The sequence below is a fragment of the Anaerotignum neopropionicum genome (assembly GCF_001571775.1).
GTDB lineage: Bacteria > Bacillota > Clostridia > Lachnospirales > Anaerotignaceae > Chakrabartyella > Chakrabartyella neopropionicum.
Genome location: NZ_LRVM01000001.1, coordinates 608,199 through 631,206, shown reverse-complemented (window position 1 = coordinate 631,206; position 23,008 = coordinate 608,199). Strand labels below are relative to the sequence as shown.

The window sequence follows — 23,008 nt, the reverse complement described above, 5'->3', positions numbered from 1 at the left end:
AGCCTCATCAATTAAGAAAGTGTGCCAGAAAATTTAAAGGGCATCCTCGTTCATCAAAACGAAGATGCCCTACTTTGTGTTATGCGTGGATAAAAAATTAGCCCTCATTGCTTTTTAAATACTTAAGCATGCATTTTATGGCTAAAACCGACAGCGTAATGCCTAATCCTAAACGCCCGATTGCTACAACAATGGTATATATCGTAAAAAAAGTCCCCATTGAAAAAGCCGACTGCGCCATGGTTACTGTATCCATAGCTTCACCCCCTAAATAAGATCATAATCATCCTAATTTTTCCAGTATAGCATACCCATACTAACACAGTAAATAAATTTTTTCTTACAATTTTATTTTTTCAGACTGATGACCCAAGCCCACTTGTTTTTTGAAAAAAACAAGACCAAAACTTTTATTGAAACCGCATATTCATAGGATTTTAGACGGATCAATGGGTGAAACCCTTGCGGGTGTTTTAGGGCAAAACCCTCAAGGTTTTGACTTTGTCTACGTTTTGCAATAAATTTTATTTTCCTGCCACTGCAATTTTCCCAACCAAAACAGAGGGTGAGCCTTTTGCGCCAGCCGCAAAATACAAATCCACTCCTACGGACAAAATATCTAGCAAAAGAGCATAAAAATTCCCCGCAATGGTAATCTGCTCCACAGGTCTTGTGATTCTTCCCTTCTCCACCAAAAACCCTTCCGCCGAAAGGGAAAAATCTCCAGAAACAGCATTTGTTCCTGCGTGCAGCCCCATAAAGTCAGTAATATAAAGACCGTTTCCCATTTGACCAAGAAGTTCCTCTAACGTTTTTTCACCTTTTTGAATATAGAAATTGGTACACGCCGTTTTCACAGGCGCAGTCAAGCCTGCTTTAAAGCCGTTTCCTGTGGATGCCACACCATCCATTTTTGCAGATTTCCGATTATACAGTAGGGTTTTCAAACATCCCTTATCAATCACCGCTTTATTTTTTCCTGCAACCCCTTCGCTGTCAAAGGGTACAGAGGCATAGCCGCCCTCCAAAAGGGCATCATCCCGCAGGGTAACGCAGGAAGCCGCAACTTTATCCCCTAACTTATCCTTCAGCAAGGAAAACCCCTTTTGTACGTTTTCCCCAAAGAAAATACCGCTAAAGGAGGCCAACAGAGATGTCATGGCCTTTCCGTCCAAAACAGCGGCATAGGTACCACTATCCACCGTTCCCGCGCCAAGAAGAGCCGCACCCCGTCTTGCCGCTTTTCTGCCTGTTTCCTCAGGATTAAAATCTGCCCAATCAGTTCCCTTCCAAAAGGCAGAGCCTTTTTTGGTTTCCTCGCCATTTCTTGCAATAGCACTCACATAGCCCGAAGCGAAATTTTTGGTATAGGAAATATCTAAGCCAAGGCTATTGACAATAGCTACCTCTCTCTTTCCCATGCCCAAAACGCAATAATCCAAAGAGGCAATGCTTTCCGCACCGTTCAATGCCGCTTCCTCCATACGCTTTGCAAGCTGAATGCGTTTTTCCACGCAAACCTGCTCCAGCTCAGGATAATATCCGTGAAATTCGGGATATTCCTCGCCGCCAAACAAGTCCTCCCGTTCCTCCGCGGACATAAGCAGGGAGTTTTCCTTTGCCGCTTCAATTAAAAAGCCGATGCTTTCTTCCTCCAAGTGCTCGGAAAAAGCATACCCTGTGCGCCCTTTATAGGTTCCACGAAAGGACACCCCTGCTTCGCTGCTATTTTCGTAGTTGGAAACCTCTCCCTCCATCAACAAAATCTCGAAGCTTTCGCCACCTAAATAAAATACCTCGCAATCGCTAAAACCTTGTTTTAATGCCTGATTTATGATTTGCTTTTGAAAAGCCTTTTTCTCCAAACTCCTTACCCCCTTCCGCCAACGGTGATTTCTTTGACACGAATCATAGGCTGTCCAACATCCGTGGGAATGGAGCCGCTGATACTACCGCACATCCCTTGGGCACGGGCAAGATTGTTACCCACCATATCTATTTTTTGCAAAACCTCCGTGCCCTTTCCGATTAAAGTAGCACCCCTTACAGGCTCGGCAATTTTTCCATCCCGAATCATGTACCCCTCCAAAACGGCAAAATTAAAGGAACCTGTTGCCGGGTCAACACTGCCGCCGCCCATTTGTTTTGCATATAAGCCAAACTCCGTATTCCCCAAAATTTCCGTCGGTGTGCTCTTTCCATTATCAATAAACGTGTTTGTCATGCGGCTTGTGGGGGCAAAACGATAGCTTTCCCGTCGGGAGGAGCCTGTGGATTTGGCGCCCATGCGCCGTCCGTTTAATTTATCCACCAAATAGGAGCGCAAAACTCCGTTTTCAATCAAAACATTTCTTTGGGTCGGCGTTCCCTCATCATCCATGGCGGCAGAGCCCCAGCCGTTGGGAATGGTTCCGTCGTCAATGGCGGTAACCACAGAGGAGGCAATTTGCTGTCCCATTTTTCCGCAAAAAACAGAAGCATTCCGCGCCACCGCCGTCGCCTCCAAGCTATGACCGCAGGCCTCATGGAAAATTACCCCGCCGAAGCCATTTTCAATGACAACAGGCATTCTCCCCGCTGGGCAAGGCTTCGCCCCCAGCATGGTTACGGCAATGCGAGCCGCTTCTCTTGCCCTTTCCTCCACGTCAATTTGCTCATACAATTCAAATCCCACGGAACCCCCAGGCCCCAAGTGTCCACTTTGCTTTTCCGTGGCTGAAGAAGCAATGGCTTCTACGTTAAAACGACTGCGCACCCGCTGTTCCTCCGCCCACAAGCCCTCGGAATTTGCAATGAAAACATTCTGCACAACATCAAGGCAATTTGCTCTGGTTTGCGTAATGAGCGAGCTGTAATTTTTCGCCGCTTCCGATGCCAAAAAAAGCTTTTCCGCCTTTTTCCGCTTTTCCACCTCATCAGGCATGATGCGAATGGGATTTCTGCAAGAAAAGTTCATTTTCCTCCAGCCCTGCAAAGCATATACCCGTTCTCCTCTTGCGGCCGCCGCCGCTTCTCTGGCGATGCGAATGAGATTTTTTTCCGAGGTATCATTGGTAAAGCCATAAATCGCCTTGTTTCCAAAAAACAACCGTATGCCCACGCCATAATCCAAGCCGCTTTGGGCGGACTCCACCCTTCCGTTTACAACGCTCAGCGTATTTCGCTTGGTTTCTTCCATATATATTTCCGCAAAATCAGCCCCTGTTCCCAAGGCGGCCAATACGGTATTTTCCACCACATTTTTCTTTAGCATAGACCTCCATCCCTTCTTCGTTTTTCTTCCATTTCCTCTAAGTATTGACTAACCGCTTCCAAATAATGCAATAAGCCGTTCCCCGTTTTTTGTATTCGATATTTTTCTTCAAAAGCCTCAAGGGGAATAGATTTTCTTCCGCCCTGTTCCGCTTTCAGCCAAAAGTCCTCCAAAATTTCAAAAGGCAGCAAATAATAGGCATCCAAGGCAGTAAAATGCACCAGAAGAAAAGCCAACCCTCGCTGTGCCCGAAAATCTGCCATAAATTCCATCTGGTGCTGATGTATATTTTGCAATGGAAGGTGCTTATGGGCGGTCTCCTTTGCATCAAAGCAAACGGGAATACCCTGCGCCACACCGATATAGTCTACTGTGCTTTGCTTTTCAAAATAGGCTAACGTAATGGTTTTGTTTTCTTGGTTGATCTTTACCGGTGTAATCGGCGTAGGAATTTTTTGAAATAGCGCAAGACCCCTCTGCCGATATTTTTCATTGGTAAAGTTAATATTTTCTTCGAATGAGCTACCTCTTAGCCCCCTTGAATTCCAGTGAGACATACTTCCTCCTCATTGCCGTTCCTATTCTACAAGAACACCTCAGCGATCAATAAAGTCAAAATCTTGAGAGCTTTGCCCTCAAACACCCACAAGGGTTTCACCCTTGACCCCTAAGAAACCCCATGAACATGCGGTTTGTATAAAAGTTTTTGGTCTTGCTTTTTTCAAAAAGCAAGCAGGTGGTCATCACTTTTGCTACGCAAAAGCCGGCTTCGCCATCTGCCCTATCTTGGACAGTGAGAGGGCGGCGCCCAAGTTTTTCGACATTCTGATTATACCATATCCCCCAAGAAAAGAAAATTGAATCTATCCGTCAAAAGATTCTTCAAATATTGTTGTTTTGATTTATTCTTCTATCAAATCCCCTGCGGCAACAAAGGTTATTCCTGCTTCCTCCAATTCAGGAATTAGGTCTTCAATTGCCTTTTGGGTAACTTCCCCACCTTCGGGGCCAACATGGCCGATTGCAAGGGCTTTTCCATCCCTTAAGGCAATTTTCCCAGCCTTGCGCAGATTTTCCTTCACCGTTCCCACGTCGTTTGTGCCATCTAAAAATACGCTTCTGGCGAAAAACGGCACACCTTTTTCCTCCGCCAATGCTCTTCCTTGGCTTTTCGCAGTAGTCACGCTGTCAATAAAAAAACCGTTTTCCTCTTTGAGTATATCCAATACGACTCCAAGACACCTTGTGTCCTCCATGATGGCCGAGCCCATATGATTATTCATCCCCACAGCATCGGGCAAAATGGAATATGCCTCCTCCACCACAGCCTTAATTTCCTCGTCGGTCATTTTTCGAAAAACGCCCTTATCTCCCACCCATTCGGGCTTACCCGTCAAGGCCTCCATAGGCATATGTATAATAACTTCCTTCCCTGCTTCCACCGCTTTTTTTGCATTTTCCACGGAATATTGGGAAAAGGGCATTACCGCCGCCGTGAAAGGAACGGGCAAGGCTAGCATTTTATCCGTACCCTCCCCGTTATACCCAAAATCATCAATGACAATGGCAAGCTTTCCCGTGGAAGCCATATTTGACACCTTTACCGCCTGTCTTGCGGCAGTCAATCTACCACCTACAAAGCAAAAGGCAAATAACAATACATAACAAAAACTGTTTTTCCAAAATTTCCTCATTTTTCTCAGCCCTTCTATGCCGTTTGTTCTTAACATACACGAAAAATTTGTCCAATATTCCGTATTTTTACCCATAGAAAAACGAAAAAAATATTTATCTGACGAAGTTCAAAGACAAAACCTTGAGGGCTTTGCCCTCAAACACCCACAAGGGTTTCACCCATTGACCCATCTAAAACCACATGAATATGCATTTTTAGTAAAAGTTTTTGGTCTTGCTTTTTTCAAAATGCAAGTGGGTTTGGATGGAACAGCGAAGAAAACGCTGCCATCACACAGTGATGGTTTTGCGCAGCAAAATTCCTGACCCTACGCCCATGGTTTGTCATCCATCTGGTGAAAAAATATATTTCTTTTTCGTCTTTTAAGTTTTATTCTAATCTGCAATATTGTAGACCTGCTTCCAAGTATGAAATTCATAGAAAACCATAGCTATCGCCAGTAAAAACGCCATGGTATCCGCTATGGGTGCGGCAAATAAGGCACCCTCCAGACCAAATCTCCTTGAAAGCAATAATGCCAAGGGAATCAAAAAAATAACCTGTCTTGCCAGCGCAACTAAAAGGGCTTTCATGGGCTTACCCACCGCCTGAAAGAAGGAAGCGGTAATCTGCGGCGGCCCATACAGAAAAAACGCCAGCATATATGCCCGAAAGCAGTCCCTTGTAAATTCCAAAAACAAAGGCTCATTTTGTACAAAAATTTCCGCAATAATGGTACCGCCCCAACGGAAAATACTAAACCAAAGAAAAGAAATGACAAGAGAAGCAACAAACCCCACACGATAGGTTTGCCGCACCCGTCCAAACCGCTTTGCGCCAAAATTAAACCCATGGATGGGCTGCGTTCCAGCTGCCAGGCCAACGAACATGGAATGGGCAATCTGATATAATTTCGTCATAATGCCATAGGCGGAAAGGGTAATTTCACTGCCATAAACGCTTATTTCCCCATAGCGCCGCATTAAATTGTACATTACGATTTGTGTGGCAGCCGTAGCCATCTGCATACAAAAGCTGGGAAAACCCAGTTTAAAAATAGAAAAAACGTACGCTCTCTCCAGCCTGATTTTTTCCTTATGTAGGCGTAAATGCTCCATCCTTGGCAGATACGCCAAGGCAAGCCCTCCCGATATCATTTGTCCTGCAATGGTGGCAAGGGCTGCCCCCTGCACACCCATGTCACACCAAAAAATCAAAATCGGGTCTAATACCAAATTAATTGCCGTCCCAATCATCATGGTGCGCATCATATAGCCTGGGTTTCCGTCTGCCCGAATGATTGCCGTTAGTGCCATGGTAAACATGGAAAAGGGAAAGCCCCATAAAATAATTCCTGTATACGCCGCAGAAATATCAATCACCGCCGTGGATGCGCCAAAAAATAGCAGCATAGGCTTTAAAAATATTATTCCACCAAAAAAAATTACTGCCCCTGCCATAAAAAGCAGTAAAAATCCGTTGACAAAATATCGTTTGGCAATCTCTCCTTCGTCACGTCCCAAAGAAAGGCTGATATTGGCGGCACATCCATCCCCGATTAATAGGGATACCGCCGCTACCAAAATAAAAAGAGGAAAGCTAACATTGGTGGCCGCCACACCATCAATCCCAACGGCACGGCCAATAAAAATTTGATCTACAATATTATATAGGCTGTTTACCATCAAAGTCAGCGCCGTAGGGACTGAGAATTTGAACAGCAGCCTTCCAACCTTTTCCGTACCCAGTACATTTTCCTGTGCCATACGCTCCCCCTTAGAAAAAAGACATATGAAAAATAACAAACTCTCTGGACTCTTTCCCCAAGCCTGCAAACCTTAAAAAAGCTTGCACAAAACTTATATGCAAAAATAAATTTTACCATCAAAAAAGCATCCTACCCCATTTGATAGAATGCCTTCCTTTTTCTTTGAATTTTCGAGAAAAAGGCACACCACCAATGTGAATTTTCGTGACCTTCTCCCCTCATTCCCACTGAATGCCGACTTTTCTTTTCATCTTATCCTTCTTTGGCTTACCTCACACTCTCATTCTTTGCCGCCCATATGGTTTCTCCTTACGCCAAAGAATTTTTCATTTCATTTATATATATGCCAAGCCCTATGGAGAAAATTATATTTCCAACTCAAATTAGGCGTCTAACCTTTTTTGATGGTAACACATGGAAAAAAACAAGTCAACGATATCCTTACTTCGCCTCTGTGCCACAGAAAATACAAAACCGCTGCCCTTCTTTTATTGCCCCACCGCAATTGGAGCAAAACCTAGGCACAGCCGCTCCTTTTTCTTCAGCCACACCAGGCAAAGCAGACTCCTCGGTTTTCGGAATTTCACTTTCTGCTTGTTCTTCTTTCTCTGCCTGCAAACGCTTTGCCTTTGCCCGTTCCTCTAAAATCCCTTCTCGTTCCTTCTTTATTTTTTCAATTTCCATTTCCATTTGACGAATACGGTCTTGACTTACAACAACCTTATCGCAAATCAGCATTGCCTCGTCATCCAATTTTTCGCCAACGGCAAACTTCGCCCAATAGTGCTCTCCCAATTCCCTTTGATAATATTGGATATTTCCTTTTTCAATGGAAATCTCTCCCGTCAAACGGTTTGTTTCCAAGCTGTCGCCGGCTTTTTCCGTTAAGCTTCTGGCGGCCTCGCCTAATTTATCAAAAAATTCCATTTACCTCATTCCTTTCCAAAAAACAACTCCCATAAATTATACATGCATTCCAGCACAAAAATCAATTCTCGCTGAATCATTTTTCTGCTTTTTTCACATAATAATTACAGGAGGTGAAAGTATGAAAATTTTTCAAGATATCTCTACCCTTCGCCCTGAATTAGTGCAGGAAATCGCTCATAACGATGCGGATATGAAACGTTTTTACACCTTAACCACCGAAGAACGGTCAGATATTCTTGGTCGTATTGCCCTGCACAACTCACTGGCTGAATTGGAAAAGGCAAATGGCGAAAAATAAGTTGATCTGTTTTAGGAGGACAACTTTATTCGTTGTCCTCCTTTTTTTAAACACTTACAAAAAAAAACACAAGGCAGCGTTGTTTTTCAAATTGTTGTCATTTTCTTTCATTACTTTTCCCCAAACCCTAGTAGATTTATTATGGTTTTTCCGCTTATTTTTCCATCATGCTTATACATGGTAACAAAAAATTATACAATTCGACTTTACCCTATTTACATCGTGATTTTACAACCGTATAATAAAAATACCTTTTTTATTAACGAGTTTTATACATAAGAGGGAGCCATCTATCATGGAATTATTAAAACGCAGAATTATAAACGACGGAACAGAGATAGGCACAGAGATCGTTAAGGTGGATTCTTTCTTGAACCACCAGATGGATATTGGCTTATTTATGGCATTAGGCAAAGAGATTTATCGCCGCTTCGGGAGCATGGGGATCAATAAAATCCTTACCATCGAAGCATCGGGCATCGGCATTGCCGCCATTACAGCCATTTATTTTGATCTTGTGCCTGTTGTTTTTGCTAAAAAATCCCAACCGAATACAATGACTGAGGGTTTTTATGGTGCTCCTGTGAAGTCTTTCACCAAAGGCACAGTTTCTATTGCCAAAGTGTCCAAAAAATATTTAGAAAAAGATGACAAGGTCTTAATTCTTGACGATTTTCTTGCCCACGGTGAGGCGGCTGCAGGGCTTGCAAGCCTTGTTGAACAAGCAGGGGGAACCGTTTGCGGCATTGCCGCCATTGTGGAAAAAGAATTTCAAGGTGGCAGCAAAAAGCTGCGGGAGCTTGGTTATTATGTTGATTCTTTAGCTGTGATTACAAAAATTGAGGACGGAAAAATCTTTTTTAAAGATTAATGCGTCCTTCTTTGCTGTTTTCTGTTTTTTCTGGTATTATTGCAAAGGAAGCATTTTCATTTGGTTATATCGCCTTCAAAAAAAAGGGGAGGGCGTTTAACATACCTGTCACTATTTTATTACTATATGTTTAAAAGAAAAGGAGAGAAACCATGAAAAAGTTTACAAAATTTTTGGCATTGGCGTTGGCAGTAACAATGTCTATGACAGCTCTGGTTGGCTGCGGCGGCAGTGCTTCTAAACCTGCAGATCAAGCAGCAGAAGCTGGCGATACAGCAGAAGCAACAAAGGTTGGTTTTATCTACATTGGCTCTCAGAATGATGGCGGTTATTCTCAGGCACAGCACAACGGCACAAAGGCTGTGCAGGAATACTTTGGCGATAAGGTGGAAACCATTATTGCTGAAAACGTAGCAGAAGAAAAGCAAACTGTAAAAACCACAGCAATCAATATGATTGATCAAGGCTGTACAATTGTCATTGGTACAAGCTTCGGCTTTATGGATGCCTTGGACGAGCTGGCAGAAGAATACCCTGATGTGACTTTCTTACATTTCTCCGGCAACAAAATGAATGATACAAACTTTGGTAACTACTTTGGTGCTATGGAAGAACCCAGATACCTGTCCGGTATGATTGCAGGTATGATGACAAAAACAAATAAGCTGGGCTACGTTGCAGCATTCCCCTACACAGAAGTTCATATTGGCATTAATGCCTTCACATTGGGCGCACAGAGCGTGAACCCCGACGTTGAGGTTAAGGTTGTTTACACAAACAGCTGGGGCGATCCCGCCGGTGAAAAAGCAGCGGCAGAATCTCTTTTGGCACAGGATTGCGATATTATCACACAGCATGCTGACTCCGCAGGTCCTCAGCTGGCAGCAGAATCAGCAGGCAAATTGGCAATCGGCTACAACCTTGATAACTCCGAAATCGTTCCCGGTGCTTTCTTGACAGCTCCCGTTTGGCATCACGATAAGTACCTGGTACCTACCATTGAAAAAATTATTGCTGGCACTTATGTTCCCGAATCCTACTACGGAACCATGAAGGACGGTTATATTGGCCTTGCACCAATGACAGACTTGGTACCTCAGGATGTACAGGATAAGGTGAACGAAGTAGCAGCAAAAATGGAAGCAGGCGAGTTCCCTGTATTTGCCGGACCTATCTATGATACAGACGGCAGTGTGCTTGTTCCCGAAGGCGAAGCTCTGGACAGAGCAGGCATCTGGACAGTAATGCAGAGCTTGGTAAAGGGCGTTTCCGCTGTAAACTAAAAAATCCCCTTTTTATAAGATTAGGAGAAAAAATATGGAACCCGTAATAGCAATAGAAATGAAAAACATTTCCAAAGCTTTTGGGTCCGTTAAGGCGAATGAAAACGTGAATCTCACTGTATTTAACGGTGAGATTCATGCGCTATTAGGAGAAAACGGTGCGGGAAAAAGTACCCTCATGAGTATGCTTTCCGGCATCTATACTCCCGATAGCGGTTCCATTTCTATTCTGGGCAAGGAAGTGGAATTTTCCTCCCCCAAGGACTCTATTGCTTTAGGCATCGGAATGATTCATCAGCATTTTAAACTGGTGGATGTCATGACGGCAAAGGAAAACATGGTTATGGGCAGCAAAGGCATTGCTTTGCGTGGCAAACAGCTAACGAAGGAAATGCAAGCCATTTGCGACCGGTATGGTCTGGATATTAAACCCGATAAAAAAGTTTATGAAATGTCTGTAGGTGAAAAACAGACGCTGGAAATCATAAAGGTGTTGTACCGTGGGGCTAAAATCCTTATTTTGGATGAGCCAACGGCAGTTTTAACCCCTCAGGAGATCAAGCGTCTTTTTGCCATTTTAAGAAATATGAAGGAACAAGGCTGTGCCATTGTAATTATCACCCATAAGCTCAATGAGGTTATGGAAATTTCCGACCGTATTACCGTATTGCGCCGTGGGCAGTCCATCGAAACCGTGGAAACAAGGGATGTGGAAGTAAGCCGTCTGATTGAAATGATGGTTGGCAAAAAAGTAGATTTAGCGCTGGAAAAACCCCACTGCTGTCAAGATACACCCTTGTTAAAGGTTGATGGTCTTTACGTTTCCACAAAAGAAAACAAGCATGCTTTAGAGGATATCAATTTCGACCTATTTCCCGGCGAGATTTTAGGTGTTGCTGGCGTTGCCGGTAGTGGTCAAAAGGAAATCTGTGAAACCATTGCAGGGCTTCTGCCTGCGGAGAAGGGACGTATTTTCTTTGAAAATGCAAATATTTTAGGGAAAACCCCCCGAGATATTATCCGCCTTGGTATCCGTATGGGTTTTATCCCCGAGGATCGTTTGGGTATGGGCTTAGTCGGCTCTATGGATATGGTGCATAACATGATTTTAAGAGATTACCCCAATCAGCCCGGCTTTTTCCTTCGTAGAAAAGAAAGTACAAAAAAAGCGGAGCGTTTGGTGGAACAGCTGGAGATTTTGACCCCCAATGTGCATCACCCCATTAAAAAGCTTTCCGGCGGAAATATTCAAAAAGTACTTTTGGGACGGGAAATCGACTCCAACCCAAAGGTTTTAATTACCGCATATCCTGCAAGAGGCTTGGATATCGGTGCTTCCTATAAAATTTATGATTTACTGAACGAGCAAAAGAAAAGGGGCGTCGGCGTGCTGTTCATCGGCGAAGATTTGGACGTTTTGATGGCCCTTTGCGATAGAATTATGGTATTTTGCGGCGGTAAAATGACAGGTATCGTTAACCCCGAAGAAATTACAAAAGAAGATATCGGACTTTTAATGGCAGGCGGTTCGTTGGAGAAGGGGGTGCAGTCATGATTCCTTTAAAAATTGTAAAACGGGATGATCTGCCCCGCAATAAAGCAATGCTGATTCGTATTGCTTCTGTGGCACTTTCTATTGCGTTTGCAGGCTTGGTCATTGCCCTTTTGGGCTATAACCCAATTACCATTTTTACCTCCATGGTAAAGGGTGCCTTGGGTACAAAAATCCGTGTTCAGCAAACAACATTAAAGGCGATTCCCTTGCTGATTACCTCCTTAGGTATTTTAGTGGCCTTTAAAATGAAGTTTTGGAATATCGGCGGCGAAGGTCAAATTATGATGGGTGCTTTTGCGGCTTCCGCCGTTGCACTGAATTTAAACCTTCCAAAGCCTTTGATGCTTTTATCCATGGCCGTTGCCGCCATGGTTATGGGCGGTCTTTGGGCATTTATTCCCGCATTCTTTAAAGCAAAAATGGGTACAAATGAAACCATCTTTACCTTGATGTTAAACTATTTGGCAATTAAATTTGTAACCTATCTGCAATATGGTCCTTGGAAAGACCCCGCCGCCCAAGGATTTCCAAAAATTGCCACCTTTTCCAAGGAAGCAATTTTACCTTCCGTTGGCGGTGTGCATATGGGATGGATTATCGCCTTAATTTTAGTGGTTTTGGTTTATGTTTTTTTGAACCACACAAAGAAGGGTTATGAAATCTCTGTCGTTGGGGAAAGCATTGAAACTGCCCGTTATGCCGGCATGAATATCTCCTCTGTTATCATTATTTCCATGCTGCTTTCCGGCGGACTGTGCGGCTTAACAGGTATGATTCAGGCCTCTGCAGTGGAGAAAACCTTGTCCGCCTCCCTCTCTGCCAATTACGGCTTTACGGCAATTATTACCACTTGGCTTGCTGGTTTAAATGCCATTGCTACGCTGTTTGTCTGCGTTGCCTTTGCAATTTTGGTACAGGGGGGCAACTATATTCAAATTTCCATGCAGGTTCCCGCCTCTGTTGCGGATATGATTCAAGCAATTATTTTATTCTTTGTATTAGGCAGCGAATTTTTCCTGCAATATAAGGTTACTTTCCATAAGTATTTTAAAGTGAAAAAGGAGGCGAAATAATATGCTAGTCGGTTTTCTTGCTGCGGCTATCATCGCGGGTACTCCCCTTCTTTTCGCCACCTTGGGCGAAATCTTTTCCGAAAAGGCAGGTCATCTAAACCTAGGGGTGGAGGGCATGATGTATATGGGTGCCATTGTCGGGTTTATTGTGGGATTAAATACCCATAACCCCATCCTTGCCATGCTGGGGGCAGTTTTTGCAGGCAGTGCGGGTGCATTGCTATATGCCTTTTTAACCGTATCCCTTCGGGTAAATCAAACAGTTTGCGGCTTAACACTGACCATTTTCGGCGAAGGCTTTGCCAGCTTTTTAGGTCAAAGAGTGATGGGCTCTATTGTTCCGGGGGATATCAAAAGCTTTTTTGTGGCAAGGCCCATCCCTCTGCTTTCCTCCATTCCCTATATTGGGGAAATCTTTTTTAAACAAGACGTTTTTGTCTATTTTGGGTACCTTACCATTATTTTGGCAACCTACTATCTGTTCCGTACCAAAAAGGGCTTAAACCTTCGGGCAGTAGGCGAGAGCGCTGCGGCGGCGGATGCTTCGGGGATTAACGTAACCTTGTACAAGTATGCTCATATCCTTTTGGGCGGTGCGTTGTGCGGCTTGGGCGGCGCCTATATGTCCTTGGTAACCGTTCCCGTTTGGCAGGAGCATATTATTGCTGGGCGCGGTTGGATTGCTGTTGCATTGGTTATTTTCGCTTCCTGGAACCCAATCAAAGCCATGCTTGGTGCATTCCTATTCGGCGGTTTATCCATTTTGGGCTTTCGTTTGCAGAGCATGGGAATTCGCATTTCCCAGTATCTGATTGACATGCTTCCCTATGCGGCAACCATTATTATTGTAATTATCAGCACAAGAAAAAATAAAAAAGAAGATATGCCTCCGGCGGATTTAAATAATCCCTATTTCAGAGAGGAGCGTTAAGGCTGAAAACCTTGGACGCCGCTCTCTCACTGCCCAAGATAGGGCAGACGGCGAAGCCGGCTTTTGCGTAGCAAAAGTGATGACCCAAACCCTTGTGGGTGTTTGAGGGCAATGCCCTCAAGGTTTAGACTTTATCGACACCCTTTCAAAAAGCTCAACCTTCAATGTTTTTTAAAATAGCAGAGAAAAAAGCCTGTTTTCCATGATTTTTCGCCTGGGAAAGCGGGCTTTTTTTATTATTAGGCATTTTTATATAAATTTTTCAAATATGCACAAAAACTTTTCTGTAAACCTCACTAAAATCCCCATTTTTACTGTTGTGAAAGCATCTTAGCTTTGTTATGATAAGCAGGTGCGATTTCTAAGCAAATTTTAATTTTTCATATATCGAAAGGGGATATTCTTATGCTGCGCAATTTTGCAGACAGCTTAAAACAAGAATTCATGGGTTACAACGCTTCTAAATTAACAAAGGATTTAATGGCGGGCCTTACCGTTGCGGCGGTTGCCTTGCCTTTGGCCCTCGCCTTTGGTGTGAGCAGTGGCGCCACTGCGGCGGCAGGCTTAATTACCGCAATTATTGCGGGGCTTATTATGAGCCCCTTGGCAGGTGGGTATTACCAAATTTCCGGGCCTACGGGTGCAATGGCGGCAATTTTGATGTCTTTGGTTGCTGCCTACGGCATTGACGGTGTTTATATTGCCACCTTGATTGCTGGAGGTATATTACTGCTTTCAGGACTCCTTCGCCTTGGCAAGCTAACCTCCTTTATTCCTGCCCCTGTAATCACGGGCTTTACCTCGGGCATCGCCGTAATTATTGCCTTAGGGCAGATTGATAACTTCTTCGGTACCCACTCCCAAGGCACCTCTGCCATTGCAAAATTATTCAGCTATGCACATTTAGGCTTTTCCCCTAATTTGAATGCATTGCTTTTGGGTGCATTTGTCGTATTATTTATGGTTTTCTTTCCGAAAAAATGGAACGCTGTTGTTCCTGCGTCCTTACTTAGCATTATTCTTGCCACCGCAGCCTCCTCTTTTTTGAAGCTGGATGTGGCCGCTGTGGGAGAAATTCCAAAAACACTTATTCCTGAAAGCCGTTTGACTTTAGCCGCTTTAAACCTAGAAACTGCGGGGAAACTGATTGCCCCTGCCTTTAGTATTGCCATTTTAGGCATGATTGAAAGCCTTTTATGCGGCGCCAGCGCTGGCAGAATGACAGGCGTTCGCCTCAACAGCAATCAGGAATTAATCGCCCAGGGTGTGGGGAATATTCTGCTTCCCTTTTTTGGCGGCATTCCGTCTACCGCTGCCATTGCTCGTACCAGTGTTGCCGTAAAATCCGGTGCGCAAACCCGTTTGGTTGGTATTTTTCATGCAATAGGCCTTTTAATTTCCATGTTCCTTTTGGCCCCTGTCATGTCTCAAATTCCTCTGTCCGCCTTGGCAGGGGTGCTTATGGTTACGGCATGGCGCATGAACGAATGGGAATCTATCCATTATATCTTTTCCCATAAATTTAAGGGCGCAATGCTGGAGTTTGTGGCAACCATGACGGCTACCATCATTTTCGATCTTACCATAGCCATTTTGGTTGGTGTTTTAATCGGCTTGGTATTCTTGGTAACACGCCTTTCCTTTATAGAAATCAACTACGAAGACGTGGATATGAGCCGCATGAACATAACAGACCCCATTCTTTGTGAAAGATACAAAAATGCAAAGGTTGTTTATATTACAGGCCCCATGATTTTTGCAAACACACAAGCAGTGGCTGATATTGGCACAAAGGTTGCAGGTGCCGACACCGTTCTTTTTTCCATGCGGGGTGTTTCCAATATCGATATTTCCTGCGCTCAAACCCTGCGGGAATTGATTGAAGGCCTGCGCAATCAAGGGGTAGATGTGGCGCTTTGCGGCTTGCCGGCACGTACCATGAAAATGATGCACCGCACTGATTTAAAAAATATCATCGGCGAAGAAAACTTCTATTGGAGCGTGGAGCGCGTTCTCCTTACAAACCGCCCAAAAGCAAATTTAGCCGCATAATAAAACTTCATTACATAAAAAAGGGATATTGCCATGTTGTGTGGCAGTATCCCTTTTATTTCATAAACAGGCTTTTCCTATCTCTTTGCAATTCCTTTTGAGAAAGATTCAAGACCAATTCTTCTATTGCGGCAATTGTTGCAATTGTACAAAGCACGACCGCCGTAACCTCCAGCCCCCAAAAATAATACAGCACTGGAAAGCAAAATAGTGCCGCTCCTGTGATTTTATTGAAATAGGTATGTAAAAAAGCCAGCGCCCGATACCGAAGGATTCCAATAACAAGGGAACATATTTTGATAAAACAAATTCCCCCGATCCAATACCATGCCCATGTTGGCAAAAACATCACCGGTAGAAAGCGGTACAGCAAAATAAAAACAAAAATGCAGTCCGCAATACTATCCAAGGTTGCCCCCAAAGAGGAGCTCAGTCCAAACCTTCTTGCAATATAACCATCCAAAGCATCACTGATACCACAAAAAAGATATAGTACAAAAAAACCCCTTGAAAATGGTTCCACCAATAGCAACAAAAATGCGCCAATGATTCTTGCAACAGTTAATATATTGGGAATAAGCCGCATTTTGCCACCTCAAAAATTATATTTTCTTTAGCCTAGCATAAATATTCCTTCACCACAAGAACTTTCCACAAGAATACGTTACAGGCTCAAAACAAACCTTGGGCGTCGCCCTCTCACTGCCCAAGATAGGGCAGACAGCGAAGTTGACTTTTGCGCAGCAAAAGTGATGACCCAAACCCACTTGCTTTTTGAAAAAAGCCAGACCAAAAACTTTATTAGCCCCCCCCGTATTTCCGGGGTTTTGGATGAGTCTGGGGTAAAACCCTTGTAGGTATTTGAGGGCAAAGCCCTCAAGGTGTCGACTTTGTCGACACCTTGAGTACCCCTAGCTTACACAAACCAATCAAAAATCCTATTTATTTTGAGGAATATTGGGGATTCCTGCAAAGCCTTCTTCCAAGTCAGCATCCGAAGGAATATAGTCGTTCATTACGCCATCATTGAATTTTTCATAGGCAACCATATCAAAATATCCTGTGCCTGTTAAGCCAAAGAGAATTGTTTTTTCTTCTCCCGTTTCCTTACAGCGCAATGCTTCATCCATGGCAACACGGATTGCATGAGCACTCTCAGGCGCAGGCAAAATGCCTTCTTCCCTTGCAAATAACTCCGCTGCCTCAAATACGGCGGTTTGCTCCACGGAGCATGCCTCCAGCAACCCTTGATGGAACAATTCAGAGATTACGGGGCTCATACCATGATACCGCAAGCCTCCGGCATGGTTTGCAGAAGGAATGAAACCACTGCCTAATGTATACATTTTTGCCAACGGTGTCACCATGCCCGTATCGCAGAAGTCATACACATATTTTCCTCTTGTTAAGCTTGGGCAGGAAGCAGGCTCCACGGCAATAAATCGATACGCCCTTTCTCCTCTGAGCATTTCGCCCATGAAAGGAGAAATCAACCCGCCAAGGTTTGAGCCGCCGCCGGCACACCCAATGATTACATCGGGAACAACGCCATATTTATCCAAAGCGGCTTTTGCCTCAAGCCCAATTACAGACTGATGTAAAAGCACCTGATTTAACACGCTGCCCAATACATAGCGATACCCTTCCCGTGTTACCGCTGCCTCTACGGCCTCGGAAATTGCACAGCCTAAGCTGCCTGTGGTATTTGGATGCTCTGCCAAAATCTTTTTGCCGACCTCTGTTTTCATAGAAGGAGAAGGTGTTACCTTTGCGCCGTAGGTACGCATTACCTCTCTACGGAAAGGCTTTTGCTCATAGGAAACCTTAACCATGTAAACATCGCAATCCAAACCCAAATAGGCACATGCCATGGATAGCGCCGTCCCCCACTGACCTGCTCCCGTTTCCGTAGTCACCCCTTTTAGCCCCTGTTTCTTTGCATAATACGCCTGAGCGATGGCGGAATTCAGCTTGTGGCTGCCGCTAGTATTATTCCCTTCAAATTTATAATAAATTTTTGCCGGTGTCTGTAGCTTTTCTTCTAAGCGGTAAGCACGAACCAAGGGGGAGGGACGATACATTTTGTAATAATCCTGAATCTCTTGGGGAATATCAATATAAGCATTTGTATTGTCCAGCTCCTGCGCCACCAATTCTTCACAAAATACCGGGGCCAATTCCTCCGCCTTCATAGGCTCTAGGGTACCGGGGTTTAATAGGGGCGCCGGCTTAATCTTCATATCTGCACGCACATTGTACCATTGCTTGGGAATTTCGTTCTCATCCAAATAAATTTTGTAAGGGATTTCCTTGTTTTTCATGCTTTTTTCTCCTCTCAATACGATAATTTTTCGCCTGTTGGGAGATAGAAACGTTTTTAATGCAACAAAAAAGCTCCTGTCCCAACAAATATCCTTTGCAGGGACAAGAGCAAATATTCACTCCTGCGGTGCCACCCGGCTTGGTACAAAAAATGTACCCTCTCATGACATACTAACATATGTCCTCGTTGATAACGGAGTATCCGCTCCGGCTTGCATACTAACCGTTCTGCGCGCCCTCAGGAGGCCATTCCTCTCAAAAATCCACACCGCCGTTCCACCCTCGGCAGCTCTCTGTTGTTTCTTCTTGAAAGTACTTTTCTCCCTCATCGGTTTTATTGGATAAATTTTACGATGAAATTGTATCTTTGTCAATACAAGTCAATACAAAAAATTCAATTTGGTAGTTTTTCGTGTCTTTTTACGATTTTTGCTTTTTTTTCTGGTTATTTTTACAACCACGCCAAGCAATTATTTTTATTTCCAACAAAAAAAGGATTTGACAATTTGCCGAACCCTTAGATTGTAGAATAACCTATTTTATAAAACAGAAGGGTTTGGGAAACGAAGAGTTTCCCAAGTGGAATCCGTAGGATGAGCTTTGCCCATCCGAGGAAAATAGGGCGTTTCAAGACCTTTTGGTCGCAGGAACACATCTATTTGTCCTCTGCCAACTTGAAAAAAGCTTGAAGGAACTGAGCTTTTTTCAAAGGGTGTCGACTTTATCGACACCCTGAAGATTCGACAATTTGCCGAACCCGTCCCTTTTTTAAAAGCTTATATCGTCTGTATTTGCGGTTCCCATTGGTATAGCACTTCCACATTTTGGACACTGAATTTCCGTTTCCGCCTCCATGGTTTCGCCGTCCACATCAATTTCCTCGCCACAACTGGGACAAATAAAGGAATAGAAAAATATGGGCTCATTTTCCTCATCTTCCCCATATTCATCCAAGCCTTCCATATCCTCATCATCCATGAAAGTTTCCAGCATAAACGCCATATCATCCAAAATATCTAACATGCCGTGGAAGATCTTTCCCTCCTTGCTGTTCTCATCAAAGCCGCTTCCATCGCACACACCTCGAAGATAAGTAATTTTTTTTTCAAAGTATTCCATGCCAAAAGCCCCCTTTTTCATACTTTCAGGAATTCTCAAAGTACCGCCAAAACCAAAAAATAAAATTGAAAGCCCTCCCCAAAAACGATATAGGGTAACTTCCCAGCTTTCTTAGGCGTTTGATCTGCCTAAATATTCGCCTGTTCTTGTGTCAATTTTAACCACTTCATCCTGATTGATGAACAAAGGCACTTGAATTTGAGCGCCTGTTTCCAAAATTGCAGGCTTTGTCGCACCCTGTGCTGTGTTCCCAGCAAAACCAGGCTCTGTTTCTGTAATTTTCAATTCTACAAACAAAGGAGGTTCAATACCAAAAACCTGTCCATCATAAGAAAGAATTTTCACAACTTCATTTTCCTTTACAAATTTCAAGAAATCACCAACCTCGTCGGCATTGATTGCAATTTGTTCATAGGTTTCGGAGTTCATAAAGTGATATAAATCACCATCGTTGTAAAGATATTCCATATCCTGTCTTTCAATGTGTGCTCTGGGCATTTTTTCAGTAGGTCTAAAGGTTTTTTCCAAAACAGCCCCTGTTTTCAAATTTTTAATTTTTGTACGCACAAACGCTGCGCCTTTACCGGGCTTCACATGCTGGAATTCCAAAATTACATAGGGTGCGCCTTCGTATTCCATTGTTACACCATTTCTAAATTCACCTGCAGAAATCATTCGTATTTCCTCCTCAAATTCATTGCACTCAGTCAAAATTTTTGTATTTATAACAGACAGCGTTATAAAACACTCCAGAACGTAGACAAAGTCAAAACCTTGATGGCTTTGCCCTCAAACACCCACAAGGGTTTCATCTCAGCACTTTGCTGCGCAAAGCTGTCTTTTAGACAGATGGCACTTCTTTGCCATTGCACCTTGACCCTTTAGAAACCGCATAAACATGCGGTTTTTATATAAGTTTTTGGTCTTGCTTTTTTCAAAAAGCAAGCAGGTGGTCATCACTTTTGCTACGCAAAAGCCAGCTTCGCTGTCTGCCCTATCTTGGGCAGTGAGAGGGCGGCGCCCAAGGTTTGTCTTTAGTCTGTAGCGTTATAAAACGCCCTTGAAATCAGCTTGAGCTTATCCCCCTCTGTTTTCTTTCGTAAGGCTCTCTTTTTTATACCCTTACAATAGTCCGTTAGCCTTTCATGCTTTCTTTCTTTAAAAATAAGCATATCCTTATACATTTTAATAGAAAACCCTTTTAATTTCAATAAAAACTTAATGAAATACCGTATTTTCTATTATTTATTTTCTGTTCCGCTTAAAATATACCTTTAATACCTGTTTTTCCAATCCTCGCTTTACCTTTGTAACCAGCTGATCCCTGTTACAAATGGGCGCGGTAAGAATACAGGTAAGTCCCGCCCTGTGGCCGCACCACATATCCGTAAAAATCTGATCCCCAATCATGGCTGTGTTCTTGGCAGAAAGCTCCAATTTTTCCAATGCAAGCCTTAGCTTGCGCACACCCGGCTTTCCCGCTTTATGCACCGCCAGGGTTTTCAAGTTTTTATTAAAGAGTTTTACCCTTTCTTGATTATTATTGGAAAGAATACAAAGGCGAAAGCCTTGCTTTTTTAAAAATAAAAATAGCTCAATCAAATCATTCTCAGGCTCCGCAATGTCAAACGGGGCCACCGTATTATCAATATCAAACACCAGCCCTTTGATTCCCCTTGCCTTCAGCTCCTCCAAAGGCAGCTCATAAACCGACTTCACATAAATATCCGGAAAAAACCGCTCTAAAATCATGTTATTCCAACCCTTCTTCATCCTTGCTCCAATATGCATTTTCATCCACATTCCCCAGCCGTTCGCCGCTTAAATAACGAATCATAATATCGTCTGCATCGCCACTGACGCCATAAATCAGCTCTACCCGCTTTAAACGCAAAATATTTCGCACCCCGGAACGTATTTTTCCGCAAATCACAACGTTAATTGCTTCTTCCATTAAAAAGCGCCCCAAATCCTTTGCGCCAATGGGAACAAGCTCCTTTGATTTTACCAATTCAATTTCCACTTCATATATGGTAAATTCCTCTGCTCTTGAAAAAAAAGCTTCAATTTTTCCATTCCTTGTAGGTATTGCTACACGCAAAAAACCCCCCCCAAACGCTCGGCTAATTTTACGGTTTTCACCGCCCACGGCTTCCTTTTTTCTTGTCACCGGCACCCATGCTTTGGATGATGCCTGCTTCTCAAAAAGGGAGAAGCTTTCCATGCAGTGAAAACATATGGTTATTGTATCCGCTTTTTTGGTTATTTGTCAATTTTCTCTATATTATTTTTGCATATATTTCAAATAAAGTGTAAAATACTACCTGTAAGTATTTTTACAAATAAAGGAGCTGATTGCATTGGATGAAAGAATAAAAACCTTGGCATATAACTTAGTAAACTATTCTTGCCGCCTGCAAAAGGGAGAAAAATTATTAATCAATTGTAATGGGGTTCATCCCGCCCCATTGGTAAAGCAAATAATTAAAGAAGTTTATAAAGCGGGGGGAACGCCTTTTTTACAAGTTATGACAAACTCTTTGGAAAGAGAGTTGCTTTTGGGTGCCACCGAGGAACAGCAAAAAATCATGGCGGAGGTAGACAGCCGTCTGATGGAGCAGATGGATGCCTTCATCGGCGTTCGTGGCGAGGATAATATAACGGAACAGGCAGACGTGCCGGGCGAAAAGCTGGATTTGCAAAACCGCCTTTATACCGACCCTGTGCATCACGGCATTCGTGTACCCCATACGAAATGGGTGGTTTTGCGCTACCCCACACACGGCATGGCACAGTCTGCCCACACCAGCTTGGAGGACTTTGAGGATTTCTATTTCAACGTTTGCAATCTGGATTACAGCAAAATGAGCAGTGCTATGGATTCTTTGGTGGAATTGATGAACAAAACCGACAAAGTGCGCCTTGTGGCTAAGGATACAGATCTTACCTTCTCCATCAAGGACATTCCCGCCGTAAAGTGCGCCGGCCGCTGCAATATCCCCGACGGTGAGGTTTATACCGCCCCTGTAAAGGATTCCATTAACGGTGTTATTACCTATAATACCCCTTCGGAATACAACAGCTTTACCTTTGAGCATGTGAAATTAACCTTTAAAGACGGAAAAATTATTGATTGTGACGGAAACGACAAGGAGCGCCTTGAAAAAATCTTTAATTCCGACGAGGGCGCAAGATATGTGGGAGAATTTGCCATTGGTGTCAATCCTTACATTACAAAGCCCATGAATAATATTTTATTTGACGAAAAAATTGCCGGCAGTATTCATTTTACCCCCGGTAATTGCTATGATGACGCTTTTAATGGCAATCACTCCGCAATCCATTGGGATTTGGTCTTGATTATGACTCCGGAATACGGCGGCGGGGAAATTTGGTTTGATGATAAGCTAATCCGCAAGGATGGAGTTTTTGTTCTGCCTGAGTTGGAAGTCCTAAACCCGGACAAATTAAAATAATGACAAAAAAAGTGGAAAAACAAGGCTTTTTTGTTGACATAGGTCTTTAAAATATAGTAAAATCCTGTTATATGATAAACTGGCTGTGAAAAGAAGAGTAAACGGTACGCTGTGTGAAAGAGAGCCTGAACGGTATTTTTTACCTAGCTGAAAAAAGGTACAGAAGCACCCGTTGAACATGGTCTTGGAGCTGCGCACCGAAAGAATTACTTCTTTAGGCTGCGACGAGGGCGCCCGTTAAAGCGCAACGGTACTTTCTTTTGTACCTACTAAGGTCTTTTTTGCGAAAAAAAGACAAATTAAGGTGGTAACACGGTGAATATCCGTCCTTTGTATTTTTTATAAAGGACGGTTTTTTATTTCTTAGAACTTTACACAAGGGTTGAAAAGTACTGCCAGTGA

Annotated in this window: 21 protein-coding genes and 1 other annotated feature; of the genes, 8 read left to right on the top strand and 13 right to left on the bottom strand. The window is 43.4% G+C overall.

What is annotated here, in order from left to right; translation table 11 throughout:
- Positions 1-97 precede the first annotated feature (97 nt).
- The 7 genes from CLNEO_RS15710 to CLNEO_RS02985 form a co-directional block, all read right to left on the bottom strand.
- A complete protein-coding gene (locus tag CLNEO_RS15710) occupies positions 98-256 on the bottom strand; it encodes a hypothetical protein (protein WP_157723465.1) in 159 nt (52 codons plus the stop codon).
- 268 nt (positions 257-524) lie between these two features.
- On the bottom strand, positions 525-1,865 hold the full coding sequence (locus CLNEO_RS03020) for a TldD/PmbA family protein (protein WP_066084130.1): 1,341 nt from the start codon (positions 1,863-1,865) through the stop codon (positions 525-527).
- Between the two features lie 5 nt (positions 1,866-1,870).
- A complete protein-coding gene (locus CLNEO_RS03015) occupies positions 1,871-3,253 on the bottom strand; it encodes a TldD/PmbA family protein (protein WP_066084126.1) in 1,383 nt (460 codons plus the stop codon).
- Positions 3,247-3,810: a Holliday junction resolvase RecU gene (locus tag CLNEO_RS03010; protein WP_066084124.1), complete on the bottom strand. Its 564-nt coding sequence runs from the start codon at positions 3,808-3,810 to the stop codon at positions 3,247-3,249. Before CLNEO_RS03010 ends, CLNEO_RS03015 begins: the two co-directional genes overlap by 7 nt.
- Before the next feature lie 345 nt (positions 3,811-4,155).
- Positions 4,156-4,947: a divergent polysaccharide deacetylase family protein gene (locus CLNEO_RS03000; protein ID WP_066084118.1), complete on the bottom strand. Its 792-nt coding sequence runs from the start codon at positions 4,945-4,947 to the stop codon at positions 4,156-4,158.
- 376 nt (positions 4,948-5,323) lie between these two features.
- Positions 5,324-6,694 carry an MATE family efflux transporter gene (locus tag CLNEO_RS02990; RefSeq protein ID WP_066084110.1) on the bottom strand — a complete coding sequence of 457 codons (1,371 nt, stop codon included), beginning with the start codon at positions 6,692-6,694 and terminating at the stop codon, positions 5,324-5,326.
- Between the two features lie 443 nt (positions 6,695-7,137).
- Complete coding sequence (locus tag CLNEO_RS02985) at positions 7,138-7,623, bottom strand: zinc ribbon domain-containing protein (RefSeq protein WP_066084107.1); 486 nt, start codon at positions 7,621-7,623, stop codon at positions 7,138-7,140.
- 121 nt (positions 7,624-7,744) lie between these two features.
- Here CLNEO_RS02985 and CLNEO_RS02980 point away from each other — a divergent pair, with 121 nt between their 5' ends.
- The 7 genes from CLNEO_RS02980 (at position 7,745) to CLNEO_RS02950 (ending at position 15,689) form a co-directional block, all read left to right on the top strand.
- Positions 7,745-7,924 carry a hypothetical protein gene (locus tag CLNEO_RS02980; RefSeq protein WP_066084104.1) on the top strand — a complete coding sequence of 60 codons (180 nt, stop codon included), beginning with the start codon at positions 7,745-7,747 and terminating at the stop codon, positions 7,922-7,924.
- Between the two features lie 295 nt (positions 7,925-8,219).
- The gene (locus CLNEO_RS02975) at positions 8,220-8,795 is read left to right on the top strand and encodes a xanthine phosphoribosyltransferase (RefSeq protein WP_066084100.1); all 576 of its coding nucleotides are present in this window, start codon (positions 8,220-8,222) and stop codon (positions 8,793-8,795) included.
- 152 nt (positions 8,796-8,947) lie between these two features.
- Positions 8,948-10,078 (top strand): BMP family ABC transporter substrate-binding protein, encoded by a 1,131-nt coding sequence (locus tag CLNEO_RS02970; protein WP_066084092.1) that lies wholly within the window; start codon positions 8,948-8,950, stop codon positions 10,076-10,078.
- Between the two features lie 34 nt (positions 10,079-10,112).
- The gene (locus CLNEO_RS02965; RefSeq protein WP_066084088.1) at positions 10,113-11,633 is read left to right on the top strand and encodes an ABC transporter ATP-binding protein; all 1,521 of its coding nucleotides are present in this window, start codon (positions 10,113-10,115) and stop codon (positions 11,631-11,633) included.
- Positions 11,630-12,706, top strand: coding sequence for an ABC transporter permease (locus CLNEO_RS02960; protein ID WP_066084082.1), 1,077 nt, complete (start codon positions 11,630-11,632; stop codon positions 12,704-12,706). The genes CLNEO_RS02965 and CLNEO_RS02960 overlap by 4 nt, the downstream gene beginning before the upstream one ends.
- 1 nt (position 12,707) lies before the next feature.
- Positions 12,708-13,637: an ABC transporter permease gene (locus CLNEO_RS02955; RefSeq protein WP_066084079.1), complete on the top strand. Its 930-nt coding sequence runs from the start codon at positions 12,708-12,710 to the stop codon at positions 13,635-13,637.
- A 405-nt stretch (positions 13,638-14,042) separates the two neighbouring features.
- Positions 14,043-15,689, top strand: a complete 1,647-nt coding sequence (locus CLNEO_RS02950; RefSeq protein ID WP_066084077.1) for a SulP family inorganic anion transporter — start codon at positions 14,043-14,045, stop codon at positions 15,687-15,689.
- 55 nt (positions 15,690-15,744) lie between these two features.
- Here the strand turns inward: CLNEO_RS02950 and CLNEO_RS02945 are convergent, their stop codons facing one another.
- The 6 genes from CLNEO_RS02945 to CLNEO_RS02915 all read right to left on the bottom strand — a co-directional run bounded on the left by CLNEO_RS02945 (position 15,745) and on the right by CLNEO_RS02915 (position 21,231).
- Positions 15,745-16,275, bottom strand: a complete 531-nt coding sequence (locus CLNEO_RS02945; protein ID WP_066084074.1) for a CDP-alcohol phosphatidyltransferase family protein — start codon at positions 16,273-16,275, stop codon at positions 15,745-15,747.
- Between the two features lie 352 nt (positions 16,276-16,627).
- Positions 16,628-18,010 carry a TrpB-like pyridoxal phosphate-dependent enzyme gene (locus tag CLNEO_RS02940; RefSeq protein ID WP_066084070.1) on the bottom strand — a complete coding sequence of 461 codons (1,383 nt, stop codon included), beginning with the start codon at positions 18,008-18,010 and terminating at the stop codon, positions 16,628-16,630.
- Between the two features lie 96 nt (positions 18,011-18,106).
- Positions 18,107-18,349 (bottom strand) — a binding site (T-box leader).
- Between the two features lie 430 nt (positions 18,350-18,779).
- Complete coding sequence (locus CLNEO_RS02930; protein WP_157723463.1) at positions 18,780-19,130, bottom strand: CD1247 N-terminal domain-containing protein; 351 nt, start codon at positions 19,128-19,130, stop codon at positions 18,780-18,782.
- Between the two features lie 111 nt (positions 19,131-19,241).
- The gene (gene efp / locus CLNEO_RS02925) at positions 19,242-19,805 is read right to left on the bottom strand and encodes an elongation factor P (RefSeq protein WP_066084062.1); all 564 of its coding nucleotides are present in this window, start codon (positions 19,803-19,805) and stop codon (positions 19,242-19,244) included.
- A 570-nt stretch (positions 19,806-20,375) separates the two neighbouring features.
- On the bottom strand, positions 20,376-20,927 hold the full coding sequence (locus tag CLNEO_RS02920; RefSeq protein ID WP_162266451.1) for a YqeG family HAD IIIA-type phosphatase: 552 nt from the start codon (positions 20,925-20,927) through the stop codon (positions 20,376-20,378).
- Positions 20,884-21,231: a NifB/NifX family molybdenum-iron cluster-binding protein gene (locus CLNEO_RS02915; RefSeq protein ID WP_066084583.1), complete on the bottom strand. Its 348-nt coding sequence runs from the start codon at positions 21,229-21,231 to the stop codon at positions 20,884-20,886. The genes CLNEO_RS02920 and CLNEO_RS02915 overlap by 44 nt, the downstream gene beginning before the upstream one ends.
- Before the next feature lie 259 nt (positions 21,232-21,490).
- Between CLNEO_RS02915 and CLNEO_RS02910 the strand changes: the two genes are divergently transcribed.
- Complete coding sequence (locus tag CLNEO_RS02910) at positions 21,491-22,606, top strand: aminopeptidase (protein ID WP_066084059.1); 1,116 nt, start codon at positions 21,491-21,493, stop codon at positions 22,604-22,606.
- Positions 22,607-23,008 lie beyond the last annotated feature (402 nt).

Bases quoted from the DNA above. Each gene is read 5' to 3' on its own strand.
- CLNEO_RS15710 (WP_157723465.1), bottom strand. From the start codon at position 256: ATGGATACAGTAACCATGGCGCAGTCGGCTTTTTCAATGGGGACTTTT.
- CLNEO_RS03015 (WP_066084126.1), bottom strand. From the start codon at position 3,253: ATGCTAAAGAAAAATGTGGTGGAAAATACCGTATTGGCCGCCTTGGGA.
- CLNEO_RS03010 (WP_066084124.1), bottom strand. From the start codon at position 3,810: ATGTCTCACTGGAATTCAAGGGGGCTAAGAGGTAGCTCATTCGAAGAA.
- CLNEO_RS03000 (WP_066084118.1), bottom strand. From the start codon at position 4,947: ATGAGGAAATTTTGGAAAAACAGTTTTTGTTATGTATTGTTATTTGCC.
- CLNEO_RS02990 (WP_066084110.1), bottom strand. From the start codon at position 6,694: ATGGCACAGGAAAATGTACTGGGTACGGAAAAGGTTGGAAGGCTGCTG.
- CLNEO_RS02985 (WP_066084107.1), bottom strand. From the start codon at position 7,623: ATGGAATTTTTTGATAAATTAGGCGAGGCCGCCAGAAGCTTAACGGAA.
- CLNEO_RS02980 (WP_066084104.1), top strand. From the start codon at position 7,745: ATGAAAATTTTTCAAGATATCTCTACCCTTCGCCCTGAATTAGTGCAG.
- CLNEO_RS02975 (WP_066084100.1), top strand. From the start codon at position 8,220: ATGGAATTATTAAAACGCAGAATTATAAACGACGGAACAGAGATAGGC.
- CLNEO_RS02970 (WP_066084092.1), top strand. From the start codon at position 8,948: ATGAAAAAGTTTACAAAATTTTTGGCATTGGCGTTGGCAGTAACAATG.
- CLNEO_RS02965 (WP_066084088.1), top strand. From the start codon at position 10,113: ATGGAACCCGTAATAGCAATAGAAATGAAAAACATTTCCAAAGCTTTT.
- CLNEO_RS02960 (WP_066084082.1), top strand. From the start codon at position 11,630: ATGATTCCTTTAAAAATTGTAAAACGGGATGATCTGCCCCGCAATAAA.
- CLNEO_RS02955 (WP_066084079.1), top strand. From the start codon at position 12,708: ATGCTAGTCGGTTTTCTTGCTGCGGCTATCATCGCGGGTACTCCCCTT.
- CLNEO_RS02950 (WP_066084077.1), top strand. From the start codon at position 14,043: ATGCTGCGCAATTTTGCAGACAGCTTAAAACAAGAATTCATGGGTTAC.
- CLNEO_RS02945 (WP_066084074.1), bottom strand. From the start codon at position 16,275: ATGCGGCTTATTCCCAATATATTAACTGTTGCAAGAATCATTGGCGCA.
- CLNEO_RS02940 (WP_066084070.1), bottom strand. From the start codon at position 18,010: ATGAAAAACAAGGAAATCCCTTACAAAATTTATTTGGATGAGAACGAA.
- CLNEO_RS02930 (WP_157723463.1), bottom strand. From the start codon at position 19,130: ATGGAATACTTTGAAAAAAAAATTACTTATCTTCGAGGTGTGTGCGAT.
- efp (WP_066084062.1), bottom strand. From the start codon at position 19,805: ATGATTTCTGCAGGTGAATTTAGAAATGGTGTAACAATGGAATACGAA.
- CLNEO_RS02920 (WP_162266451.1), bottom strand. From the start codon at position 20,927: ATGAAAATGCATATTGGAGCAAGGATGAAGAAGGGTTGGAATAACATG.